General features: G+C 74.9%; 18 protein-coding genes. 12 read left to right on the top strand and 6 right to left on the bottom strand.

The window, feature by feature from the left end; genetic code table 11:
• Positions 1-84 precede the first annotated feature (84 nt).
• Positions 85-1599: an MFS transporter gene (locus tag ABD080_RS02160; RefSeq protein ID WP_343903468.1), complete on the top strand. Its 1515-nt coding sequence runs from the start codon at positions 85-87 to the stop codon at positions 1597-1599.
• Positions 1600-1602: 3 nt separating this feature from the next.
• Here ABD080_RS02160 and ABD080_RS02165 read toward each other — a convergent pair whose 3' ends face one another.
• Complete coding sequence (locus ABD080_RS02165; protein ID WP_343903469.1) at positions 1603-2178, bottom strand: VOC family protein; 576 nt, start codon at positions 2176-2178, stop codon at positions 1603-1605.
• 80 nt (positions 2179-2258) lie between these two features.
• On the opposite strand from ABD080_RS02165, the gene ABD080_RS02170 reads away from it, so the two are divergent.
• Positions 2259-3137, top strand: coding sequence for a maleylpyruvate isomerase N-terminal domain-containing protein (locus tag ABD080_RS02170; protein ID WP_343903470.1), 879 nt, complete (start codon positions 2259-2261; stop codon positions 3135-3137).
• A 7-nt stretch (positions 3138-3144) separates the two neighbouring features.
• Positions 3145-3867, top strand: coding sequence for a GNAT family N-acetyltransferase (locus ABD080_RS02175; protein WP_343903471.1), 723 nt, complete (start codon positions 3145-3147; stop codon positions 3865-3867).
• On the opposite strand, the gene ABD080_RS02180 is transcribed toward ABD080_RS02175, so the two are convergent.
• The 4 genes from ABD080_RS02180 to ABD080_RS02195 form a co-directional block, all read right to left on the bottom strand.
• Positions 3850-4332 carry a DnaJ family domain-containing protein gene (locus ABD080_RS02180; protein ID WP_343903472.1) on the bottom strand — a complete coding sequence of 161 codons (483 nt, stop codon included), beginning with the start codon at positions 4330-4332 and terminating at the stop codon, positions 3850-3852. The genes ABD080_RS02175 and ABD080_RS02180 overlap by 18 nt on opposite strands.
• The gene (locus ABD080_RS02185) at positions 4329-4799 is read right to left on the bottom strand and encodes a YdcF family protein (RefSeq protein ID WP_343903473.1); all 471 of its coding nucleotides are present in this window, start codon (positions 4797-4799) and stop codon (positions 4329-4331) included. The genes ABD080_RS02180 and ABD080_RS02185 overlap by 4 nt, the downstream gene beginning before the upstream one ends.
• Positions 4800-4953: 154 nt before the next feature.
• Complete coding sequence (locus ABD080_RS02190) at positions 4954-5421, bottom strand: SRPBCC family protein (RefSeq protein ID WP_343903474.1); 468 nt, start codon at positions 5419-5421, stop codon at positions 4954-4956.
• Between the two features lie 4 nt (positions 5422-5425).
• Entirely contained in the window at positions 5426-6466 is a 1041-nt protein-coding gene (locus tag ABD080_RS02195; RefSeq protein WP_343903475.1) for a GNAT family N-acetyltransferase, read from the bottom strand.
• 149 nt (positions 6467-6615) lie between these two features.
• Here ABD080_RS02195 and ABD080_RS02200 point away from each other — a divergent pair, with 149 nt between their 5' ends.
• Together ABD080_RS02200 and ABD080_RS02205 are read left to right on the top strand one after the other, a co-directional pair.
• The gene (locus ABD080_RS02200) at positions 6616-7683 is read left to right on the top strand and encodes a MerR family transcriptional regulator (RefSeq protein ID WP_343903476.1); all 1068 of its coding nucleotides are present in this window, start codon (positions 6616-6618) and stop codon (positions 7681-7683) included.
• A 36-nt stretch (positions 7684-7719) separates the two neighbouring features.
• Positions 7720-9834 carry an oxidoreductase gene (locus ABD080_RS02205; protein ID WP_343903477.1) on the top strand — a complete coding sequence of 705 codons (2115 nt, stop codon included), beginning with the start codon at positions 7720-7722 and terminating at the stop codon, positions 9832-9834.
• A gap of 4 nt (positions 9835-9838) precedes the next feature.
• Here the strand turns inward: ABD080_RS02205 and ABD080_RS02210 are convergent, their stop codons facing one another.
• On the bottom strand, positions 9839-11803 hold the full coding sequence (locus tag ABD080_RS02210; protein WP_343903479.1) for a penicillin-binding transpeptidase domain-containing protein: 1965 nt from the start codon (positions 11801-11803) through the stop codon (positions 9839-9841).
• 39 nt (positions 11804-11842) lie between these two features.
• On the opposite strand from ABD080_RS02210, the gene ABD080_RS02215 reads away from it, so the two are divergent.
• The 7 genes from ABD080_RS02215 (at position 11843) to ABD080_RS02245 (ending at position 22618) form a co-directional block, all read left to right on the top strand.
• Positions 11843-12757: a PfkB family carbohydrate kinase gene (locus tag ABD080_RS02215; protein ID WP_137768932.1), complete on the top strand. Its 915-nt coding sequence runs from the start codon at positions 11843-11845 to the stop codon at positions 12755-12757.
• Positions 12758-12825: 68 nt separating this feature from the next.
• On the top strand, positions 12826-13362 hold the full coding sequence (locus tag ABD080_RS02220) for a glutathione peroxidase (protein ID WP_137768933.1): 537 nt from the start codon (positions 12826-12828) through the stop codon (positions 13360-13362).
• A gap of 107 nt (positions 13363-13469) precedes the next feature.
• On the top strand, positions 13470-14603 hold the full coding sequence (locus tag ABD080_RS02225) for an SPFH domain-containing protein (protein ID WP_264451073.1): 1134 nt from the start codon (positions 13470-13472) through the stop codon (positions 14601-14603).
• A 244-nt stretch (positions 14604-14847) separates the two neighbouring features.
• Positions 14848-15951 (top strand): hypothetical protein, encoded by a 1104-nt coding sequence (locus ABD080_RS02230; protein ID WP_343903480.1) that lies wholly within the window; start codon positions 14848-14850, stop codon positions 15949-15951.
• A gap of 73 nt (positions 15952-16024) precedes the next feature.
• Positions 16025-18721 carry a RecB family exonuclease gene (locus ABD080_RS02235; RefSeq protein ID WP_343903481.1) on the top strand — a complete coding sequence of 899 codons (2697 nt, stop codon included), beginning with the start codon at positions 16025-16027 and terminating at the stop codon, positions 18719-18721.
• Positions 18718-21969, top strand: a complete 3252-nt coding sequence (locus ABD080_RS02240) for a UvrD-helicase domain-containing protein (protein ID WP_343903482.1) — start codon at positions 18718-18720, stop codon at positions 21967-21969. Before ABD080_RS02235 ends, ABD080_RS02240 begins: the two co-directional genes overlap by 4 nt.
• On the top strand, positions 21962-22618 hold the full coding sequence (locus ABD080_RS02245) for a nucleoside/nucleotide kinase family protein (RefSeq protein WP_343903483.1): 657 nt from the start codon (positions 21962-21964) through the stop codon (positions 22616-22618). The genes ABD080_RS02240 and ABD080_RS02245 overlap by 8 nt, the downstream gene beginning before the upstream one ends.
• The last annotated feature ends 4 nt before the right edge of the window (positions 22619-22622 follow it).

Genomic DNA, 22622 nt, shown 5'->3' on the forward strand with positions numbered 1-22622 from the left:
CTTTACTGTACCGTCTGGACGGTTTAGCGTGAGCAGGTCGCCGGCCGTGGCGGCACCCCCGATCCGCTCCGAGGAGGCGAGACCATGTCGACCCACGTCCCCACCACCGCCGTGACCACCGCGCGGAGCCGCTGGGCCGCCCTCGTGGTGCTCGTGCTCCCGGTGCTGCTGATCTCGGTGGACAACACCGTGCTCTCCTTCGCGCTGCCCGCGCTCTCCACCGCCCTGCAGCCCAGCGGCGCGCAGCTGCTGTGGATCGTGGACATCTACCCGCTGCTGCTCGCCGGCCTGCTGGTCCCCATGGGCTCCCTCGGCGACCGCCTGGGGCGGCGCCGCCTGCTGCTCATCGGAGCGGCCGGCTTCGCGCTCGTCTCCGCCGTCGCGGCCTTCGCCCCGAGCGCCGGCGTGCTCATCGCCCTGCGGGCCGGGATGGGCGTCTTCGGCGCGATGCTCATGCCGGCGACGCTCTCGCTGATCCGCAACATCTTCACGGACGCCGAGGAGCGCCGGCTCGCGATCGCGATCTGGGCGGCCGGCTTCTCCGGCGGCTCCGCGCTGGGCCCGATCATCGGCGGCCTCCTGCTCGAGCACTTCTGGTGGGGCTCCGTGTTCCTGCTCGCCCTGCCGATGCTCGTCCCGCTCCTCGTGCTCGCCCCGAGGCTCGTGCCCGAGTCCCGCGACCCGCGACCGGGCCCCGTGGATCCTGCCTCGATCGTGCTGGTCATGGCCACGATGATCCCGCTCGTGTGGGCGATCAAGACGTTCGCCCACGAGGGCGTGACGGTGGGCGTGGTGCTCGCTGCGGGCCTCGGCCTGCTGAGCGGTCTCGCCTTCGTGCGCCGCCAGCTGGTGCGCCGCGACCCGATGCTCGACGTGCGCCTGTTCGCGGTCCCCGCCTTCAGCGCCTCGATCGCCGCGAACCTGCTCAGCGTGTTCTCGCTCGTGGGGTTCCTGTACTTCGTCGCCCAGCACCTGCAGCTGGTCTCCGGCCGCTCCCCGGTGCAGGCCGGCCTGCTGCTCCTGCCCGGGCTCGTGCTCACCGTGCTCATGGGCCTGCTCGTGGTGCGCCTCGTGCAGCGGGTGCGGCCCGCCCACGCCATGGCGGTGGGCCTCGTGCTGAACGCCGTCGGCTACGCGGTGATCCTCACCGGCGGCCGCGCCGGATCCGACGCCGCCCTCGTCGCCGCGTTCATGATCCTCGGCGCGGGCGTGGGCATGGCGGAGACGATCTCCAACGACCTCATCCTCTCCGCGGTCCCCGCGCAGAAGGCCGGCGCGGCCTCGGCGATCTCGGAGACCGCCTACGAGACCGGCGCCGTGCTCGGCACCGCGGTGCTCGGCAGCATCCTCAACGCCGCCTACCGCGCCCACGTCGAGCTGCCGGAGGGCCTCACCGCCGCGCAGTCCGCCGCCGCCGGGGAGACCCTGGGCGGGGCGACCTCCGTCGCCACCCAGCTCCCCGCGGGCGTCGGCGAAGCGCTGCTCGACTCCGCCCGCCACGCCTTCGACTCGGGCGTGACGATCACGGCGAGCGTGGGCCTCGTGCTCATGCTCGCCGCGGCCGGGATCGTGCTGCTCGCGCTCCGCCCCCGGGCCTGAGCCTCAGCTCCCCGGCGCGGGGGCGGGCAGCAGGCACAGCACGTTGCCGGAGGGATCCTCGAAGACCCGCCACGGCAGCGTCGGATCCTCCGTCACCTCGCGGCCGCCGCGGCGCACCAGCTCCGCGGCGGCCGCCTCCGGCTCCTCCCCCGGCGCGAGCCGCATGTCGAGGTGCGCACGGTTCTTGAGCGGCCCCGCGGGCGCGGACTCCGGCACGAGCCGCAGCAGCGGGCCCTCGCCGGAGGGGTGGCGGAGCCCGTCGGCCTCCGGCTCCCAGGCCGAGAGCCAGGTCCAGAAGGCGAGGTCGCGGGGGACGTCCGCGCTCTCGAGGCGGATCTCCTCGAGCCGCTCCCGCCCCTGCTCCCCCGGGCCCAGCACGAGGTGCAGCCGCTCGGGCTCCTCCTCCGCCTCCGGCACGGCGATCATGCACAGGTCCAGGAAGGCCTCCCCGGGCAGGTGGATCCTGGTCTCGACACCCTCGGGCAGCGTGGTGAGCCGCTCGGTGCCCAGCCGCTCCTCCCATGCCGGCCCGGTGACGAGCGGCTCCACGGCGTCGATGACCACGTTCTCCAGATGCATGGCCCCAGTCTCGACGCCCCGCTCCGCCCTGTCGTCCCATTTCGGTTGTGGGGCCCTCCCTGTCGTGCTTGGCTCAGCCCATGACACCCTCACCGTCCCCCGCCGCCCTCCCCGATCCTCTCGCCCTCATCGACGCGGAGGCCGGCCGCTCCTCCTCGGTGCTCGCCGCGACCGACCCCGCCGCCCCCGTCCCCACCTGCCCGGACTGGACCGCCCTGGACCTGCTGTGGCACGTCACCGAGGTCCACGAGTTCTGGGCGTCCGTGCTCGCCACAGAGGCCCGCACCGACGAGGACGCCGAGAAGGCCGACGGCATGAAGGACCCCCGGCCCGAGGGCGAGGACGCCCGCGAGCACCTCGTCGATCGGCGCGCCCGGGCCACCGCCTCGCTGCTCGCCCAGCTCGAGAAGCGTCCCGACGACCAGGCCGCATGGTCGTGGTTCCCCGCCGATCAGAGCGTGGGCTTCACCCGGCGGATGCAGGTGCACGAGGCGACCATGCACCGCGTCGACGCCGAGCTCACGGCCGGCGCCGAGACCCTCTCCCCGATCTCGGAGGAGGTCGCGGCCGACGGTCTCGACCACGCCGTGGCGGTGATGTTCGCGGCGGGCCACGACTGGATCCCCGAGTGGGCGGAGCTCTCCCCGCTCGCCCTGCTGCGCCTGCTGCCCGAGGGTGGGGAGGCGCTGGACGTCGAGATCGCGCACTGGACCGGGACCCGTCCCCGCGACGGGCAGGAGTTCGACCAGCTCGTCGCGCGGCCGCTCCCGGAGGACGCCGACCCCGACGCCCTCCCCTTCGCGCAGGCGGAGGGCACCGCGCTCGCGATCTACCTGTGGCTGTGGGGCCGCTCGCCGGCCCTGGACCGCCTGCCCGGCGGCGCCCAGCAGGTGGACCTCTCCGGGGACGAGGACGCCGTGCCCCACGTCATCGACGTGCTCGCCCAGGGCATGGACTGAGGGGGCGATGTTCTCGCCCCTCGTCCACGCGCAGTGGATCCCGGAGGACTCCCGCGGCGCGGCGTCGGACCCGGTGGCGGTCACCGTCGACCCCACCCTCTCGGAGCGGAGGTCGGTGTCGCTGCTGCATCCCGAGGACGGCCCGTCGCTGCTCTCGCTCTCCCCCGCGCGATCGGACCAGCTCGGCCTCGAGAGCGGCGAGGACGTCGAGCCCCGGGAGCTCCGGACCCGGCTCGAGGGGCACGGGATCACCCTGAACGATCCGGACGTGCTGTTCTTCCTGCCCCTCGCGGAGCAGGCGGCGCTGTGCGCCGAGGGGCCCGATCCCCGCACCCGGGAGCTGACCACCGCGGACGCCCCGCTGTTCGAGGAGTTCACCCGCGCGGCCCCGGAGGACGATCTCGACGAGGCGTTCGTCGAGCTCGATCACTGGCTCGTCGTCGGCACCCTCGTGGAGGGGCGGCTCGCGAGCGCCTCGAGCATGTACCCCTGGGGCGAGACCCGCTTCGCGGACCTCGGCGTCATCACGCTGCCGGAGCAGCGGGGGCAGGGGCTGGGCCGTGCCACGGTGAGGGGCATCAGCGCGGCGGCCCTCGATCGCGGCTACGAGCCGCAGTACCGGTGCCAGCTCGAGAACACGTCCTCGATCGCCCTCGCGGAGTCCGCCGGGTTCCGGCGGCTAGGCACCTGGGAGATCATCGACGCGGAGAAGTCACGCCCCCTCGCCTGAGCTCCCGCCGAGCAGGCGGCGCCACCACGGTCGACGCCGTCCCGTGGGCTCTGCGACCGGCGCCGGATCCACCGGCTCCTCCCGCTCCGCGCGCAGCTCGCGCCAGCGCTCGACGGCGGCGTCGGCCGGCATCTCGGGGGCGAGCATGCGGGCCATCGGGCTCGCGGCGCGATCCTCGCGCACACGCCGCGTGAAGTCGTCCGCGTACTCGCGCACGGACTGCTCGTCGGGCAGCTCGCGGAGGGTCTCGTCCCGCTGCTCGTGCTCGCGGCGCAGCAGGACGACGACGGGCAGGAGCGCGTCGCGGTCGACGTCCTCCTCGTCGAGGCGCTGCTTGATCCACCAGTCCGGGTCGTGCGTGCTCGGCAGCTTCAGCGGCTTGCCGGCGCCGGGGAGGTCGTCGAAGTCGCCGCGGGCGATCGCCTGCTCGATCTCGCCCTGGACCCTGGCCTCCTCGCGGTTCATGCCCTCCAGGATCCCAGCATGCGTGCGCGGCGCAAGCCCTCGATGCCGATCACGGCCTCCGCGGGGCGCAGCCACCAGCCCTCGAGCGGGCGGGAGCGGTCCGCGGGGGCGAGGTGCGCGGCAAGGTCGGGGCGCAGGCGGCGCAGGAACTCCTGAGCGCGCAGCTCGTGCAGCGGGTCCGAGGCGAGGACGATGCGGTCCGCGCCTTCGAGGAAGGGCACGGACAGGCGCACGTTGTCCTCGGTGGAGCGGCTCTCGGTCTCGAGGGCGAGGGCGCCCCGGTAGCCGAGGGGTCCGCGCAGGTGCGCGGCCATGAGCTCGGCCTCGGGGACGGTGGAGCGCACGGCGCCGCCGCTGAGCAGGAGCAGCGAGGAGGCGGCGCGGGGGTGGCGGGAGCGGAGCCCCCGCTGGAGCCGGCGCCGGTTCACGCCGTTGAGCTCTCCGGGCGCGTTGCCGTATCCGAGCACGACGACGACCTCGCGCTGCGGCGCCGCCGGCCCGGGCGGTGCCGCGGCGCGGACGGCGCGGGTCGCCTGCAGGGCCGCGGCGCCGGAGAGCGCGAGCAGCCCCGCGGCGGTCGCGGCGGTGACGAGCAGCGCCCGCCGGAGACCGCTCAGCGGGTCACCGTCCCTCGACGAGGGCGGCGAGGCAGTCCACGGAGGCCTGCAGGTTCGCGCTCGTGGTGGCGCGGGCCTTGACGATCCGCGCCTCGTCCTCGAGCGCCGTCCAGTCGTAGGTGTGGGTGACGCGGGTGCGGCCGTCCCCGAGGTCCACGAGGTCCCAGCGCCACTCGTGGCCCGGGGTGGGCTCGCCCTCCGGGGAGGGCCTCCAGGCGATCGAGCGGCCCTCCTCGAAGACGGTCACGTGGTTCTCGCGCACGGCGCCCTTGGTGAGGGTCATGCGGAACACCTCGCCCGCCGCGCGGACCCGCTGGCCCTCCGCGGCGGAACCGAGGTTGTCGTTGCCGTCCCAGCGGGGCTGCTGGGCGGGATCGGCGATGAGCTCGAAGATCACCGCGGCGGGCGCGGCGACCTCGGCGGAAGCGGTGACGATGCGGGACTGCCCGTCGACGGGCGATGACGAGGTCATGGCCTCATCCTTCCACGCGCCCCTGATACCCGACCTCGCGGAAGGCGACCTCGTAGCCGAGCTGCTCGTTGATCGCGATCATCCACGGGTTCACGTGCGAGTTGAAGGTGATCAGGCGCCGCACGTGCGGGGCGCGCGCGGCGAGCTCGCGGTGCGTGGCGACCTTGAGTGCGAGACCCAGGCGGTGCCCGCGGTGATCGGGCATGACCAGCGTGTTCTCCTGCCAACCGAGCGTCGCCTCCTCCCCCTGCTTGAGGTTGATGACGGAGTTCCCGGCGATGGTGCCGTCCGGCGCGATCGCGACGGACTGGTACTGGAGGATGCCCTGCTCGGCGCGGCGCCGCTCCGACGTGCGGATCCGCTCGGGCGTGTACTCCGGCGCCTCGTACTCGAGGTCCTCGTCGGGGTCGTCGAGGTCGAGCTGGCGCAGCAGCGCCCCGTACGAGGCGAGGTGCTCCTCGGGCACCGGGTCCTCCCAGATCTCGATGCGGTAGCCGCCGAGCTTCTCCTCCGCCTGCGCCCGGAGCTCGTCGAGCATCCCCGCATCCAGCGGCAACGTGAGCGCACGGCACACGCCGATGTTCTTGCGCGACACCCCGAGCCGGGCGGCGATGCGGTTCGCGGGCAGGGACGGCTCGTCCGGGTCGCCGTCGGCCCCGATCTCGCCCCAGGCGTCGACGAGCGGTCGGCCGGACTCGCGGATCGCGGGCAGCAGCGCCTCCTCGACGAGGGCGGTGCCGATCCCCCGGCCGCGGAAGGCGGGGTGCACGGCGCAGCCCACGGAGATCATCTCGAGGTTGTCCTGGAGCGGCTCGAAGGTGGCGGCGCGGCCCACGAGCTGCTCACCGCCCTCGATCGTCTCCGCGATCGCGACCCAGCGGCGCGAGCGGTGGTAGGGGGTGTCCTCGAGGGTGCTGCGGCGCTGCGCGAGCGTGAAGGGCTGCACGCCGCCGAAGGCGTCGAGGTCCAGCGCCTCGTCGAGAGCGTTGAACTGGGCGAGCTCGGTGTCGGAGGCGGGGTCCAGGGGGCGGATCGTCACGTGCATGACGGCAGTCGACCACGGCCTGACCGGCGGCGTCGACGGATTTTCCGCGACCTGCTTGACTCTGCCCCGGGGGCAGTCCCGAGCGTCGTGCGTGCCGGGATCGCCCCGGTGCCCGAGGGATCGGGCGAGGACGACCGACAGGAGACGGCGTGGACCAGGAGCCCCTGCTGAGCATCGGCGAGCTGACCGCCGCGAGCGGGCTGAGCGCGAAGGCGCTGCGGCTGTACGACGAGTCCGGCCTCCTGCCCCCGCGGCGGGTGGACCCCTTCTCGGGGTACCGCTCCTACGGCGCCGACCAGGTGCCGCGGGCCCGCCGCATCGCCGCCCTGCGCGGTGTGGGCATGGGCCTGGCCCGGATCGGGGTGCTGCTGGACCTCGAGCCGGCGGCCGCCGCTTGGGAGCTGCGCTCCTGGTGGCGACAGGAGCAGGCCGACTCCCTCTCCCGCGCCGCCGCCGTCGGCCTCCTCGTCCGCGATCTCGGGGAGCTCCCCGAGGAGACCGCCATGACCGACCACCCCACCCTGATCGCCGCCTCCGCCCTGCACCGCGGGCGCGTGCGGCCCGCCCAGCAGGACGCCGTCCTGCACACCGAGCTCGGCCCCGGCATCCTGCTGCTCGCCGTGGCCGACGGCTTCGGCGCGGAGGACGCGCTCTCCGCCCGGATCCTCGCGGCGCTCGAGGTCGCGGTCGGCGACGCGCTCGCCGCCGGGGCGGATCCGACGTCGGCGCTCGAGGAGGCGTGGACGGCGGCCGAGACGCTCGTCCCCGCGGGCGGCGAGTCCGGCTCGACCCTCACGGCGGCCCTCCTCACGGGCGGCCGCCTGCACGTGGCCCATGTGGGCGACGGACGCGCGCTGCTCGTGCACGGCGACCGGGTCGACCCGGTGACCCAGGATCACACGCAGGTGCGCTCGCTCGTCGCCGCCGGGCGCCTCACCGCGGAGGAGGCCGAGGGCCACCCCCAGCGGGCGGTGCTCAACCGTGCCCTCGCCGCGGGCGCGCCCACCGCGCCCGACCTGCTCATCCGCCGCATCGAGCCCGGGGACCTGGTCGCGCTGCTCTCCGACGGCGTCCACGCGGTGCTCGACCCGGCGCGGCTCGCGAGCCTGCTGACCGGCGCCGATGCGCCGGAGTTCCTCGCCGCACGGATCGTCGAGGAGGCCCTCGGGGCGGGGGCGCCGGACAACCTCGCGCTGGCCCTTGCGCGCGTCGGCTGACACGAGGGGGCGGGCGGGCCTGCGACAATGCTCGGCATGGCCAGCCCGCACCCCTCTGCCGCAGCGTCGCGGTACCGGACCCTGCTCTCCCCGCTCGACCTCGGTCCCCTGACCCTGCGCAACAGGATCGTCATGGGGTCCATGCACACGGGGCTCGAGGATCATCCCGGGGACGCCGGCCGCCTCGCCGCCTTCCTCGGCGAGCGCGCCCGCGGCGGCGCGGGCCTCATCGTCACCGGCGGCTTCTCCCCCAACCGCTCGGGCCGTCTGAGCCTGGACGGCGCGCAGGCGAGCGAGCACCTGCTGCGCCGCCACCCCCGGATCACGCAGGAGGTCCACGAGGCCGACGGCCGCATCGTGCTGCAGCTCCTGCACGCGGGCCGCTACGCCGCCCAGCCGCTCGCGGCCTCCGCGACCGCAGGCCGCTCCCCGCTCTCCCCCTTCCGCTCGCGCCGCCTCACCCGCCGCGGCGTATCCCGCACGATCGAGCAGTTCGCGGCCTCCGCCCGGCGGGCCGTCGAGGCCGGCTACGACGGCGTCGAGATCATGGGCTCCGAGGGCTACCTGCTGAACCAGTTCCTCGCCCCGGCGACGAACCGCCGCCGGGACCGCTGGGGCCGCGGCGCGGAGGGCCGGCGGGCGCTGCCACTCGCGGTCGCCGCCGCGGTGCGCGAGGCGATCGGTCCCGATGCCCTGCTCACCTACCGCCTCTCGCTCGTGGACCTCGTGCCCGGCGGGCAGACCTGGGACGAGACGATCGTGCTGGCCCGCGGCCTGCAGGAGCGCGGCGTGGACGTGCTCTCGAGCGGGATCGGGTGGCACGAGGCGCGCGTGCCCACGATCGTCACCTCCGTGCCGCGCGGCGCCTTCGTGCCGCTCACCGCGCAGCTGCGGCGTGAGGTGGACCTGCCGGTCATCGCCTCGAACCGGCTGCACGACCCGGACCTCGCGGAGTCGGTGGTCGCCCGCGGCGACGCGGACCTCGTGTCGATGGCACGGCCGCTGCTCGCGGATCCGCACCTCCCTCGCAAGCTCGCCGAGGGCCGCTCGGGCCAGATCGTCGCGTGCATCGCGTGCAACCAGTCCTGCCTGGACAAGGTGTTCGACCACCAGCGGGCGAGCTGCCTGGTGAACCCCCGGGCCGCCCACGAGACGGAGCTCGTGCTCACCCCGGTGGTCCAGCGCCGCGCCCGGAGGGTCGCCGTCGTCGGCGCCGGTCCGGCCGGCCTCGAGGCGGCCCTCGCGGCCGCCGAGCGCGGGCACGTCGTCACCCTCTTCGAGGCCTCGCAGGAGATCGGCGGGCAGCTGCGGCTCGCCGCCCGCATCCCCGGCAAGGAGGACTACGCCCTCGCGCTGCGCTCGTGGCGGATGCGGCTCGCGTCGGCCGGGGTGGGGATACGCCTCGGCACCCGGCCCTCCGCGGAGGACCTCCAGGAGTTCCACGACGTCATCGTCGCGACGGGCGTGACGCCGCGGCTCGTGGACCTGCCCGGCTTCGCCCCGCAGGCCGAGGCGCCCGCGGCGGGACCGCAGGTCGTCACCTACCAGGACCTGCTCGAGGAGCGCGCGGTCGCCGGGGAGCGGGTCGCGATCATCGGCGCGGGCGGGATCGGCGTGGACGTCGCCGAGTACCTCACGAGTCCCATCCCCTCGGCGACGCTCGACGCCGCGACCTGGCGCGAGCACTGGGGCGTGCTGGACCCCTCGGCGCACCGCGGCGGGGTCGCCGCGCGTCGGACGCCGCCCGAGGCCCCGGCGGATCCGCCGACGGACGGCCGCCGCGCCCGCGAGGTGCACCTGCTGCAGCGCAAGGAGACGAAGATCGGCGCGGGCCTGGGCCGCACGACCGGCTGGGTGCACCGCGCCGAGCTGCGCCGCGCCGGCGTCGTCCAGCACACGGGCGTCGCCTACGAGCGGATCGACGAGCAGGGCCTGCACCTGCTCGAGGACGGCGAGGAGCGGGTGCTCGACGTGGACACGGTCGTGCTGTGCACGGGCCAGGAGAGCGTCACCGGTCTCGCCGCCGAGCTGCTCGAGGCGCGCAGCGGCCGCCTGCCGCGCGTGCACGTGATCGGCGGGGCCGACGTCGCCGCCGAGCTCGACGCGCAGCGGGCGATCCGTCAGGCCGTCGAGGTCGCCGCGGCGCTCTGAGCGCTCACTCGAGGCCCGCGGACTGCGCGGCCTCGAGCACCTGGCGCACGAGCGGCCCGGCGGTCGTCGCGCCGTAGCCGCCGTCCTCGACGAAGGCGCAGACCACGACGTCGCCCTGGGCGGCGACGACCCACGAGTGGAGCTTCGCCTCTCCGTTCTCGTCGGTCCACTCGGCGGTGCCGGTCTTGCCGATGACCTCGCCGCCCGAGAGGTCCCCGAGCTGGCTCGTGAGCGTGCCGTCGGTGACGGTCCGCGCGAGCATGGTGCTCATGTCGCTCGTCTCCTGCTCGGTGAGCGGGGTGGGGACGTCGGTCGTGGCGTCGTCGTCCATGAGGATGCGCGGGTGGACGGTGCTGCCGGAGCTGATGCTCGCGAGCGCGGTCGCCATGGCGAGCGGGGAGGCGAGCACCTTGCCCTGGCCGATGAGGTCCGCGGTGTGCTCGGAGCCGGTGTCCTCCGGGTCCACGGAGCCCATGAACGCGTCGAGGCCCTCGGGGGCGTCCTGGCCGATGCCGAGGGTGGTCGCGGCGTCGACGAGGGCGTCCTGGGAGACGTTCCCGGACTGCAGCACCATCGCCGTGTTGCACGAGTGGGCGATCGCCTCGGCGAGGCTCATCGAGCCCACCAGGGAGCTCTCGAAGGAGTCCGCGTTCTTGTAGGAGCGGCCGTCGACGCTCGCCGTGGCGGGGCAGTCGACCTGCGTGTCCGGGGTGTCGCCGGTGCGGAGCAGGGCGAGGGCGGTCGCCATCTTGAAGGTCGAGCCGGGGGCGTACTGCCCGACGAGGCCGACGGGGTAGGACTGTCCGCTCGGGCCGAGGCCCGTGGCGAGGACCTGCCCGGTCGAGGCGCTCATGGCGATGACGGCGCTCGGCGAGTCCTGTCCGGCGACGGCCGCGGTCGCCGCCTCCTGGAGGTCCGGATCCAGGGTGATCTGGACATCGGTGCCGTCGGTCGGCTCGCTCTCCTCGACGACCTCGCTCGAGCCGTTGACCCCGCGGGCGATGATCTGCAGCCCCTCGGTCCCGACGATCTGGTCGCGGCGGGCGGCCGTCACCCCACCGGAGGAGATGAGCTCGCCCTCGACGATCTCGCCGCCCGACTCCTCCGCGTCCGTCGCGGTCGCCTCGCGGAAGGTGCCGAGCACCCCGGGGGCATAGCTGCGGTCCGCGGCGAGCGGGAGCGTGCCCTCGACCGCGCTGTAGCCGGGGAGGGCGGCAGCCTTGTCGAGCGGGTACTGGCCCTTCGCGGAGGCACGGATCGTGAGCGCGGGGACGATGCTCGCCGTCTCCCCGGCGTCCTGCGCGTCCTTGACCTTCTGCTCGTAGGAGTCCGCGTCGATGCCGAGCAGGCCCGCGAGCTCCCGCGCGGTCCCGGCGGCGTCCTCGTTCCCGGCGATCCGGGACAGGTCGAGCCCCACGTCGATGACGTCCGTGGGCGCGACCAGGGCGTTCCCCTCCCGGTCGGTGACGGAGCCGGAGGTGCCGCGGGTGATCTCGACGTCGAGGGAGCCGGAGTCGTCGTCGAGCCCCGGGTACACGACGTTCGGGAGCATCGTCGCGGACCACGTGCCGTCGTCGCCGGAGAAGGTCGCCGTGGTCTCGTACGTCCAGGTGCCCATCGGCTTGGGCAGGTCCCAGGTCCAGGTGTACGTCGCGGTGCGGTCGCCGTCCTCCACCTCGCCGGCATCGGTGAGCGCGACGGTGGGCTCGACGCCGGTCGCGGCGACGACGGACGCGGTCACGTGCTCCCGGATCGCGGCCGCCTCCCCGGCGGTGCTCCCGGTGAGCGGGACCCCGGAGAAGTCCCCGCTGTCCAGCGCCTCCGCGAAGGCCTCCGCCTCCGCCCGGCCGCCGTCCGCCCGGGCCCGCCACACAAGCAGCCCGCCCACGACGAGGGCGATCACCGCGAGGGCGGCGACGCCGACGATCCAGGGAGCACGAGGGCGGGAGCGGCGAGCTGAGGTGGCCATGCCTCCATCGTCCACCATCCCCGCCCCTAGACTCGCCCCATGCCCCGCGTGCTCCACACCTCCCAGGCGCTCGTCGACATGGTGGTCGAGGTGCCCTCGCTGCCCGTGCGCGGCGACAACGTCAACGCCCGCTCGGAGGAGCGCTACGCAGGAGGGGCCGCGACGATCCTCGTGGCCGCCGCGCGCACCGGGGCGGAGGCCGTGCACGGCGGCGCCCACGGCACCGGCCCCAACGGCGACCTCATCCGCGAGGTGCTCACCGAGGCGGGGGTGACGCTCGCGGACTCCCCGCGGGGGGACGACGACTCCGGCTACTGCGTGGTGCTCGTCGAGCCCACCGCGGAGCGCTCCTTCGTCACCGTCTACGGGGCGGAGCGGCAGGTCACCGCCGAGTCCTTCGCGAGGCTCGACCCGCGGCCCGGGGACCTGCTGTGCATCTCCGGCTACTCGCTGTTCGAGCCCACGCGCGATCCGCTGCTCGCGCTCCTGGAGTCCCTGCCCGAGGGGGTCGAGGTGGTGCTGGACCCGGGCGAGCCCTTCGCCTCCTTCCCCATGGAGCTGCAGGACCGGGTGCTCGCGCGCACCACCGTGTGGACCTCGAACGCGGCGGAGGCCCGGGCGATCACGGGCCTCGACGACCTCGAGGACACCCCGGAGGCGCTGCGGCGCCGGATCGGTCCGGGCACCGTCGTCGTGGTGCGGGACGGCGACCGCGGCTGCACGGTCTTCCACCACGGCCGGGGCACGTTCATCCCCGCCTTCCCGCAGAAGGCGGTGGACACCAACGGCGCCGGGGACACGCACACCGGCACGATGCTCGCCGAGCGCGCGCTCGGCGCGGACTGGGAGTCCGCGGCGACCCGGGCGAACGCGGCGGCGGCGATCGCGGTGACCCGCTGGGGGCCGCAGTCCGCCCCCACCCGGGCCGAGGTCGACGCCTTCCTGGACGACTGACCACCCCGCCGGGCGTCCCGCGCCCCTAGGATGGGTGGTCGCGACCACAGCAGGCAGGAGGCCCGTCGATGACGAAGCTCGACGCATCGGACGCTTCCGCACCCCTCCCCGGCGGGGACCGCACCCTCCACGACTTCTCCGCCCGAACGATCCGCGGGGACGTGCAGGACCTCTCCGACTACGAGGGCCAGGTGCTGCTCGTCGTCAACACCGCGACCCAGTGCACCTTCACGCCCCAGCTCGAGGGCCTGCAGTCCCTCCAGCGCCAGTTCGGCGACCGCGGCTTCACGGTGCTCGGCTTCCCGTCGGACCAGTTCCATCAGGACCCGGGGACCGACGAGGACACCGAGCAGGTGTGCACCTCGAGCTACGAGACGACCTTCCCGCTGTTCGCGAAGACCGACGTCAACGGGCCGGGCGCCCCGGAGATGTGGGCCTGGCTGCGCGCTCAGAAGGCCGGCGTGCTGGGCGGCCGCATCGCCTGGAACTTCACCAAGTTCCTCGTGGGCGCCGACGGTCACGTGCTGCGCCGCTACGCCCCGCCGGTGCCGCCGGCGCGGATCGCGCGCCGCATCGAGGTGGAGCTGCAGCGGCTCGGCCGCTGACGCGGACTCCCACCGTTCCCCGGATCCCCTCCCTTCGTCGGCCCCCTGGAACAGGGACCATTCGGTAGCGTGGCTCACATCGACCACCTCCTGGAAAGGGGAACCCCATGGAAGGCGTCGTCGCCGTCCTCATCGTCCTCGTCGTCGTCGTCGTGGTGCTTGCGATCCTCGGAGCGCTGCTCTTCGGCGGGTTGCGCACCTCGATCATGTTCACCGTGCACACGCAGGAGAACGTCATCGTCGAGCGCTTCGGCAAGTTCCGTCGTGTCGCGCGACCGGGCCTGAACTTCAAGGCCCCGTTCGTGGACAGCACCACCCGGCCGATCTCCCTGCGCATCCAGCAGCTCGAGGTGAACATCGAGTCCAAGACCAAGGACAACGTGTTCGTCACCGTGCCGGTGGCCGTGCAGTACGTGATCAAGGAGGAGCAGGTCGTCGACGCGTACTACCGCCTCTCCAACCCGGAGAACCAGATCCGCTCCTACGTGTTCGACACGGTGCGCTCGGCGCTGTCCGGCCTCGAGCTCGACGAGGCCTTCGAGTCCAAGGACGACATCGCCCGCAGCGTCGAGAACACGCTCTCGGTGCGCATGCAGGAGTTCGGCTTCAACATCGTCAACACGCTCGTCCAGGACATCTCCCCCGACGCCCGCGTGCGCGACTCGATGAACTCGATCAACGCCGCCCAGCGCGACCGCGTGGCCGCGCAGTCCCTCGCGGAGGCGGACAAGATCAAGCGCGTCACCCAGGCGGAGGCCGAGGCCGAGTCCAAGCGCCTGCAGGGTGAGGGCGTCGCCGCCCAGCGCAAGGCGATCGCGCTCGGCATCGCGGAGCAGTACGAGATGCTGCGCAAGGTGGGCATCGAGTCCTCCGCGGAGCAGCTGCTGCTCATGACCCAGTACTTCGACACCATGCAGGACGTGGCCCGCAACGGCCGCTCGAACGTGCTGTACCTGCCCTCGAACCCGGGCGCCGTGGGCTCCATGGGCGACGAGATCCGCTCCGCCATGCTGCAGGCGCAGGCCGCGCACCAGGCGAACGAGGACGGCGAGCAGGCGGAGGCCCAGCAGCGCCGCACCGCGGACGCCCAGCGCGCCGAGCGCCAGCGCCGCATCAGCGCCCAGCAGGCCCGCGACGCGCAGGCCGAGGCCGAGCGCCGTGCCCAGCAGGCCGCGCAGCAGGCGGCCGACGGGCAGGTCCCGCCGTGGGCCCGCCCGGGCAGCGCGGACCCGCAGGGCTGATCCGACCGTCAGCGCCCCGCCCCGCCCCCACATCGTCCTGGTCTGCGTGGGCCAGATGCGCGGTGACGCCTGGGGCGGGGCGGGTGCGCACTGGGCGGGCACGACCTCGCCGCCCGGCCCGAGCACGCGGAGGAGCACGCTCGACTCATAGCGGATCCGGGGGCCCGTCGGCCCCGACGGAGGTCGGGTCCGCTCCCACCCCCGGACGGACGCCTGGCGCGGCCCGCCGACGTGGAATGGGTCCATGACCTCCTCCGACGCAGACACCTCCCCCTCCCCCGCGCCCGCACCAGCACCAGCACCCGAGGACGGCTACGCCGTCGAGAAGCGGGTCGCGCGCACCGTCGCCGCGACCCTGGGCTGGTGGGCGCACGGCGCCGTGCGGCTGCTGCTCGCGCTCGTGCTGCTCTACTACGGCGGCACGAAGCTCGTGCTGGGCCAGTTCGGGCTCTCCGACCCGGGGGACGCGCTCATCAGCCAGGGCGAGATGAGCCCCATGGGCCTGCTGTGGCGGATGGTCGCGTTCTCCCCGCTGTTCCAGCTCCTCGCGGGGGTCGCGGAGTGCGGGGCGGGGCTCGCGCTGCTGTGGCGCCGCTCGGTACCCTTCGGCGCGGTGGTCGGGGCAGGGTCGATGGCGCTCGTGCTCGTCCTGAACCTGGGCTACGACGTCATGGTGAAGACACCCTCGCTGATCTACCTGGTGATGTCGGTCGTGGTGCTCATCCCGTGGATGCCGCGCCTGTTCAGCGCGTTCTTCCGGCGCGGGGAGATCCCGCGGGGCCCGCTGCCCACGCTGATCCCGTGGCGCCCGGTCGCCCGGGTCACGGACGTGCTCGGTCCGATCGCCGCCGTGGCGATCGCGGCGCTCGTGATCTGGGGGTCGACCCAGCTGTACCCGCCGCGCAGCAGCGACGACTCCGTGCCCGCGGGCGTGTGGGCCGTCCAGGAGGACACCGCGCAGCCCGCCGCGCAGCTCGGTGAGGACCGTCGCTGGGCGCGCATCGCCTTCGGCGACACGGTCTACGGCGAGGACTCCCCCGTGCAGCTCCGCCTCGCGGACGGCACGCTCCTCACCGGCACCTACCGTCGCGGCGGTGAGGGCACGGTCGAGCTCGCGCTCCAGGACCTGCGGGAGGAGGGGCAGCCGGTGAGGGAGTACCTCGACGTCCTGCCCCAGGAGCTGACGCTCACGATCGAGGAGCAGCCCGGCGGCACCCTGCACGTCACGGGCGACGGGGTGGACGGCGGGGACGTGGACCTCGTGCTCGCCCCGGACCCCTCCGGATCCACGCTGTACGAGCGCGGCTTCAGCTGGTCGGTCCGGCCCGACGACCCGTTCAACCGCTGAGCGTCGGCCTCCTCCCCTACTGTGGGTCCCGCGGCAGGTCACGCCGCACGGAGACGGCGGAGGAGCAGGTGGGATGCGGATCGAGTTCGGCTGGTCCCTGGACGGCACGGCCTGGGCGGACGGCACGGGCGCCCGGGGCGCGGCGCGGATGGGACCGCGGTCCCTCGTGCAGCTGCTGCAGAACCGTCTGGGCCTGACCCGCCCGGCGGTGGAGCCGGCGGTGCGGGTCGCGCAGTACGTGCGGCTCGTCGAGGAGCATCTCGCCTCCCTGCCCGATCCCTCGGCCTTCTGGCCCGCGCGCTCCTTCGCGGTGGACCCGTGGAGCACGGGGCGGCAGCTGCTGCGCTGGCGCGACGAGGCGGTCGCGACGGGGTGGCGGCCGTCGGGCGTCGAGGGCCCTCTCCCGGAGCGGCTCGCGGCGCTGCGCGATCTCGAGCAGACGGTCGTCGTCGGCACGGCCGGCACCCTCGCCCCCTCCCCCGCCGATGATCTCGCCGAGCTGATCGCCCTGCTCGAGGGGGACGCGGCGACCTGGCCGCTCGGCATCGAGGAGGTGGCGCTGCACGAGCCGGCGGAGCGACTTCCGGGCCGATGGCCGCACCTGTTCTCCCTGCTCACCGCTGCCGGCGTGGACTGCCCGGTGCTGCCCGCCCCGGAGGCGGGCGCGCCCGCGCTCACGGTCGTCGAGGCGCTCGACGAGTGGTCCGCGGCCGACGTCGCCGCGCGGTACCTCGCCGCCCCGGCCGCCCCGGAGGACGGCCCGCTCACGGTGCTCGCCGCCCGCGGCACCGACGTGCTCGACCGGGCCCTGCACCGGCGCGGCCTGCCCGCGGTCGGCCACGTGGAGCCGTCCACGGACCGCGCCCACCACCAGGTGCTGGGCCTCTTCCTCGACGTCGCGACGGCCCCGGTCGACGTCCACCAGCTCGCGGCGCTGCTGGACCTGCGGGTGCTGCCGGGCGCGGACGGCGACGCCGAGCCCGTGGGCCTCGTGCCCGCGGCCGCGCGCCGCCGGCTGCTGCGGGCGCTGGGCCGGGAGCCCGGCGTGGGCGGTCCCGCCTGGCGGGAGGCGCTCGGGCAGATCGCCGCCGACGGCCCCGCCCCGGCGGTCGAGGCCGCGCGGGCCGTGGACCGCATGGTCACGGATCCGCTGCCCGCGGAGGGTCTGCGCCCGGACCTGCTCTCCTCGCGCCTGGACTGGCTCGTGGAGCGGCTGCGGGCGGTGGCCCGAGGTGAGGGTGAGCTGCTCGCGACGCTCACCCAGGTGCGCACCCTCCAGCAGGTGCTCGGCATGCTCGACCCGTCGGTCCCGCTCGCCCGGCGCACGCTGCAGCAGGTCATCGACTCCTGCGGCGGTTCCGGGCCGTCCCCCCGCGCCGTGCGCGAGGTCGCCGACTGGGCCGTGACCACCCGTCCGGCACAGCTGCGCGCCGCGGGCGGGACGGTGCTGTGGTGGGGGCCGTCGGCCGAGGAGCTGCCGGCGGCGGAGCGCTGGGACACGGCAGAGGCGGCCGCGCTCGAGGCGGGCGGCGGGCGGGTGCTCGATCCCGCCGCCGTCGCCTCCCTGCAGGTCGATGCCGCCCTCGCGGGGCTGCGCGGCGCCCGGCGCGTGATCGCGGTGCTGCCCGGGCCGTTCGCGGAGGAGGCGCCCGGGCCGAGCGGCCTGCTCGCCCACCTCGAGGCGGCCGCCGGGGCGGAGCGTCTCTCCCCCGAGTCCCTGATCGACGGGGACACCTGGACCCTCGCCGGTCGCACGCTCCCCGTCACCGCGCCCGTCGAGGAGCACGGCGAGCCGGTGCCCCCGCTCGAGCGCCGCATCGCCCCCGCCCCGCACCTGCTGCCCGAGCGGCTGTCCTACACGCAGGCCGCGTCGCTGCTCGCCTGCCCGCAGCACTGGGCGCTCGAGTACGCGCTCGACGTGCGCCCCGCCGAGGTCGCCGCGCTGCCCACGGGTGCCCGCATGATCGGCACGCTCGTCCACGCCGTCGTCGAGACGCTCGTGCACGAGCACGCCCACCCGACCCCCGAGCAGATCGGGGCGACCTTCGACGCGCTCGTCCCGCAGCTCGCCTCCGAGCTCGACCTCCCGGGCCGCGCCGCCGAGCGCTCCGAGGTGCGCGAGCGGGCCGTCCGCTCCCTCGGGGCGCTGTTCCGCGGTCTCGCCGACGCGGGCCTGCGGATCACCGGCACCGAGTCCCGCTTCTCGCTGCCGCTCACGCTCCCGCTCGCCGTCGGCCCTCACACGGTGACCTTCCGCGGCAGCCGCGACGTGGACGCCGTGGACGCGCAGGGCCGGCCGAGCGTCCTGGACCTCAAGTGGTCCCGCAGCCGCACCCGCTACGGGGACCTCTTCGACACCGGCGAGGCGATCCAGCTCGCCGCCTACGCGTGGACGGTCGCCCAGGAGCAGTCGCTCACGGAGCCCGCGGGCGTCGGCTACTTCCTGCTGCGCAGCGGCGAGTTCGTCTCCGCCGATCCGGCGCTCGACCCGCGCCGCCGCACGCCGATGGACGTCGAGGACGCCTGGTCACGCATGCTCGCCGGCATCACGACGGTGCTCGACGAGGTCGCCTCCGGCACCGTGCGCGCGGGCTGCCGTGCGCTGATCGAGGAGGCCGGTCTCGGCGCGGGCGCGACCTGGGCGCAGCACGCGAAGGCGGTCACGGCCGCCCGGACGACGGCGCGAGCGGCGGGCGGGCTGCTCGTCGAGGACCACTGCGCGGGCAGCGAGTACGCGCAGCTCTGCGGACTGACGGGAGACCGACGATGAGCACCCCTGGCCCCTCCTTCACCCTGATCAACGCCTCGGCGGGCTCCGGGAAGACCCACACGCTCACCCACGAGATCGCGCGCCGGATCGAGGAGGGGCTGGACCCCTCACAGCTCATCGCGACGACCTTCACGAAGCGCGCCGCGGCGGAGCTGCGCGACCGTGTGCGGCGCACGCTGCTCGAGCGCGGCCAGCTCGACGCCGCGCGCGGCATCGACAGCGCCCTCATCAGCACCGTCAACGCGGTCTCCGGGGAGCTGCTGCGAGAGTTCGCCCTCGACGCCGGCATCTCGCCCGACGTGCAGGTGCTCGACGAGGACCGGCAGCGGGCCGCCTTCCGCGCCGCGATCGACGAGACCGCCGCCCAGGCCGGGGCCCGGGCGAGCGACCTGCTCGCGCGCACCGAGCACGACGGGGAGGAGGACCCTGAGCTGCCCTTCGCCGCCTCCCCCTCGTGGCGGGCGCACGTGCGGGACCTCGCCTCCCGCGCCCGCACGAACCTCATCGACGCGCAGGCGCTGCGGGACGGCGTCGAGGCCTCCTGGCAGGACTACCGGGAGGCGGCCCTCCCGACGGCTACGCTCGAGGACCGCCGCCCCGCGTGGACCGCGCAGCTCGACACCGCGCTGACCGACCTGCGCGCGCAGGCGGCCGGCGACGACAAGGGCGCGGCGACCGTGCGCAAGCACCTCGACACCCTCGAGGCGATGCGCCGGGACCTGCGGGACCCGGCGCGGGCTCCCTGGTCGCGCTGGGCGAAGCTCGCCGCCGTCGGCTCCGGCAAGGCCGGCGACCCCGCGGCGAAGGGCTACGTCTACAGCAAGGACGTGGACCTCGCCCTGCTGGGCACGGCGACGATGATCGATGAGGAGCTGCTCGCGAACCCCGTGCTCCAGGCGGACGTGCGGGCCGTGATCGCGCTGGTCATGGAGACCGCCGCGGAGTCCCTCGAGGCGTACCGCGACCACAAGGACGCCCTGGGCCTCATCGACTTCGTGGACCAGGAGGTGCGCACCCTCGCGCTCGTGCGGGAGTCCCCGCGGGCCCGCGAGGCGATCCGCTCGCGGTTCCGCCTGCTCGCGGTCGACGAGTTCCAGGACACCTCCCCCGTGCAGCTCGCCCTGTTCCTCGCGCTGAGCGAGCTCGTCGAGGACAAGATCTGGGTGGGCGACCCCAAGCAGGCGATCTACGGCTTCCGCGACGCGGACCCTGCCCTCATGACCGGGATCATCGCGGAGATCGAAAGCGGCCGCACGGACCTCGGCGCGGCGACCGTGCGGGACCTCGAGCACTCGTGGCGCTCGCAGGCGCCCGTGCTGGACCTCGTGAACGCCGTGTTCCCGCAGGTCTTCCCGGACCTCCCCCGGCATCGCGTGGTCATGGACGCGGCGCCGGAGGCCGCGCGCCGCCGCGCCGCCGCGGGCCGCCCTCCGGGCCGGCTCGAGGCATGGCTGCCCGAGGTGCCGCGGAAGCTCACCTACCCCCAGCATGCGACGGCCGTGGCCGACGGCGTGCTCGACCTGCTCGCCGAGCCCGGCGTCTCCCCCGGCGACGTCGCCGTGCTCGTGCGCTCGAACCAGCGCGCCGCCGAGGTCGCGGAGGCGCTCGCGGCGCGCGGCGTGCCCGCCTCCGGCGAGGGCGCCCCGATCCTCGCCGCGCGCGAGGGCCGTCTGGTGCGGGCGGCGCTCGCGGTGACCCTCGACCTCGCCGACACGCTCGCCCTCACCGAGCTCGTGGACCTGCTCCCGGACCATGCCGCGCACGACGGATGGTTCGCGGAGCTCGCCGCCGCACCGGACCGCGAGGGGCGGCGCACCGTCTTCTCCCGCTGGTGGCAGGACCCGGTGCTCGCGGGGCTGCGCGACCTGCGGGAGGACTGCATCTCCCTGACGCCGGTGGAGATGATCACCGCCGTCGTCGACGCGCTCGACCTGCCGGGGCGGATCCGGTCGTGGTCCGCGCCCGATCAGCGGCTGCGCACGCTCGATGCGCTGCGCGCCGTCGCCGTGCAGTACGCGGACCGGGCCCGTGCGGACTCCGCCCCGATCACCCTCACCGGCCTGCGGATCGCGCTCGACGCCGCGGACGCCGGCCCGGACCTCTCGAGCATCCCGGACACCGTGTGGGTGGGGACGATCCACGGCGCGAAGGGCCTCGAGTGGTCGCGCGTGGTGGTCATGCTCGACCACGCGCCGAGCGACCGCTCCCGCCACGACGGCGGCTTCGTCGTCCCGGCGCCGCAGCTGCAGGTCACCGCCCCGCTCGACGGCCGCTCCCCGCGCTACTGGCCGGGCGTGCTGCCCCGGTACGCGCAGCTGCAGGAGGGGCTCTCCGCCTCGGAGCATGGACGGCGCCGGGCCCGGACGGAGCAGGAGGAGTCCGGGCGCCTGCAGTACGTGGCGCTCACGCGCTCGGCCGACGTCACCGTGCTGAGCGGCGCCGGCCACGCCCCGGTGCTCGATGCGCTGGTCCCCGGGCACGAGGGCGCCGGACCGCTCCTGAGCTGGGAGGCGGGCGGCGAGACGATCAGCGTGCGCGGCGCGGGCGACCTGCCGGCGACGATCCGCACGCCGGCGGGCGTGCTCGCCGAGGACGCCCCCACCTACCGGGCACGGCGCAGCACGCTCGCGGCGACGGACGTACCGCTGCGGCCGGAGCCGGGACACCGGGCCCGGGCCGGCGCCCGCTTCCAGGCCTCCGGGGTCGCCTCCGGCACGGGCACCGTCCACGCGCCCCGCAGCATCGGCCGCCGGCTCGTCGAGGGCGGCGGGGAGCGCTGGGAGCGCGTGGGCGAGGCGGTCCACGCCTACCTCGCCCTGCCCCTCGCCCACCTCGACGCGGCGCAGAAGCAGGCCGCGGCGGGACGGCTCGTGGAGCGCTGGGCCGTGGCCCGGGCGATCTCCCCGGACCTTCTCGTCGAGGCGGGAGAGGCGTGGGCGGGGTTCCTCGCGGCGGAGTTCCCGGGCGCACGGGAGCTGACGGAGCAGCCGATCTCCTGGTGGAACGAGGACTCGCAGGTCATGGAGGGGTGGATCGACACGCTGCTCGAGCTGCCGGGCGGCGGCATCGTGCTCGTGGACCACAAGTCCTATCCGGGCGACGACCCGGTGGGGCACGTGGAGCGGCACTACCTGGGGCAGTTGGCGACGTACTCGCGGGCGCTCGCAGCGGCCGGGGCGGAGCCCTCGCGGATCCTCCTCCATCTGCCGCTGCGTGGTGAGGTGCTCGAGGTGGACGTCGATGCCTGAGCCGGTCGTGCTGGAGGGGCAGGAGGCCGTGCTCCGCGCCGCGCTGACGCTGCTCGACGAGGCGCGCCGCGCCGGGGGCCGGCGGCTGCTCGGGGTCGCCGGGGCGCCCGGGGCGGGGAAGTCGACGCTCACGGAGCTGCTCGCGCGGGAACTGCCGGAGGGCTCGTGCACCGTGGTCCCGATGGACGGCTTCCATCTCGCGGACGTCGCCCTCGACGCGCTGGGCCGGCGTGACCGCAAGGGCGCGCCGGACACCTTCGACGCGGGCGGCTATGCGGCGCTGCTGCAGCGGATCCGGGCCCAGATGCCCGGTGATGATGTGGTGTGGGCGCCCATGTTCGAGCGGGATCTCGAGCAGCCGCTCGCCGGTGCGATCGCGGTGGAGGCCGAGGTGCCGCTCGTCATCACGGAGGGCAACTACCTGTTGCTCGACGAGGGGCCGTTCGCCGGGGTGCGGGCGCTGCTGGATGGGTGCTGGTTCGTGGAGACCCCGGAGGATCTGCGGCATGAGCGGCTGATCGCCCGGCATGAGCGCTTCGGGAAGCCGCCGGCCGCGGCGCGGGATTGGGCGCTCGGGCCGGACGAGGCGAACGCCCGCCTCGTCACCGCGACCGGGCACCGTGCGGACGCGCGGGTGCGGCTGGGCTGAACAG

This window comes from Brachybacterium rhamnosum (assembly GCF_039526185.1).
Classification (GTDB): Bacteria; Actinomycetota; Actinomycetes; order Actinomycetales; family Dermabacteraceae; genus Brachybacterium; species Brachybacterium rhamnosum.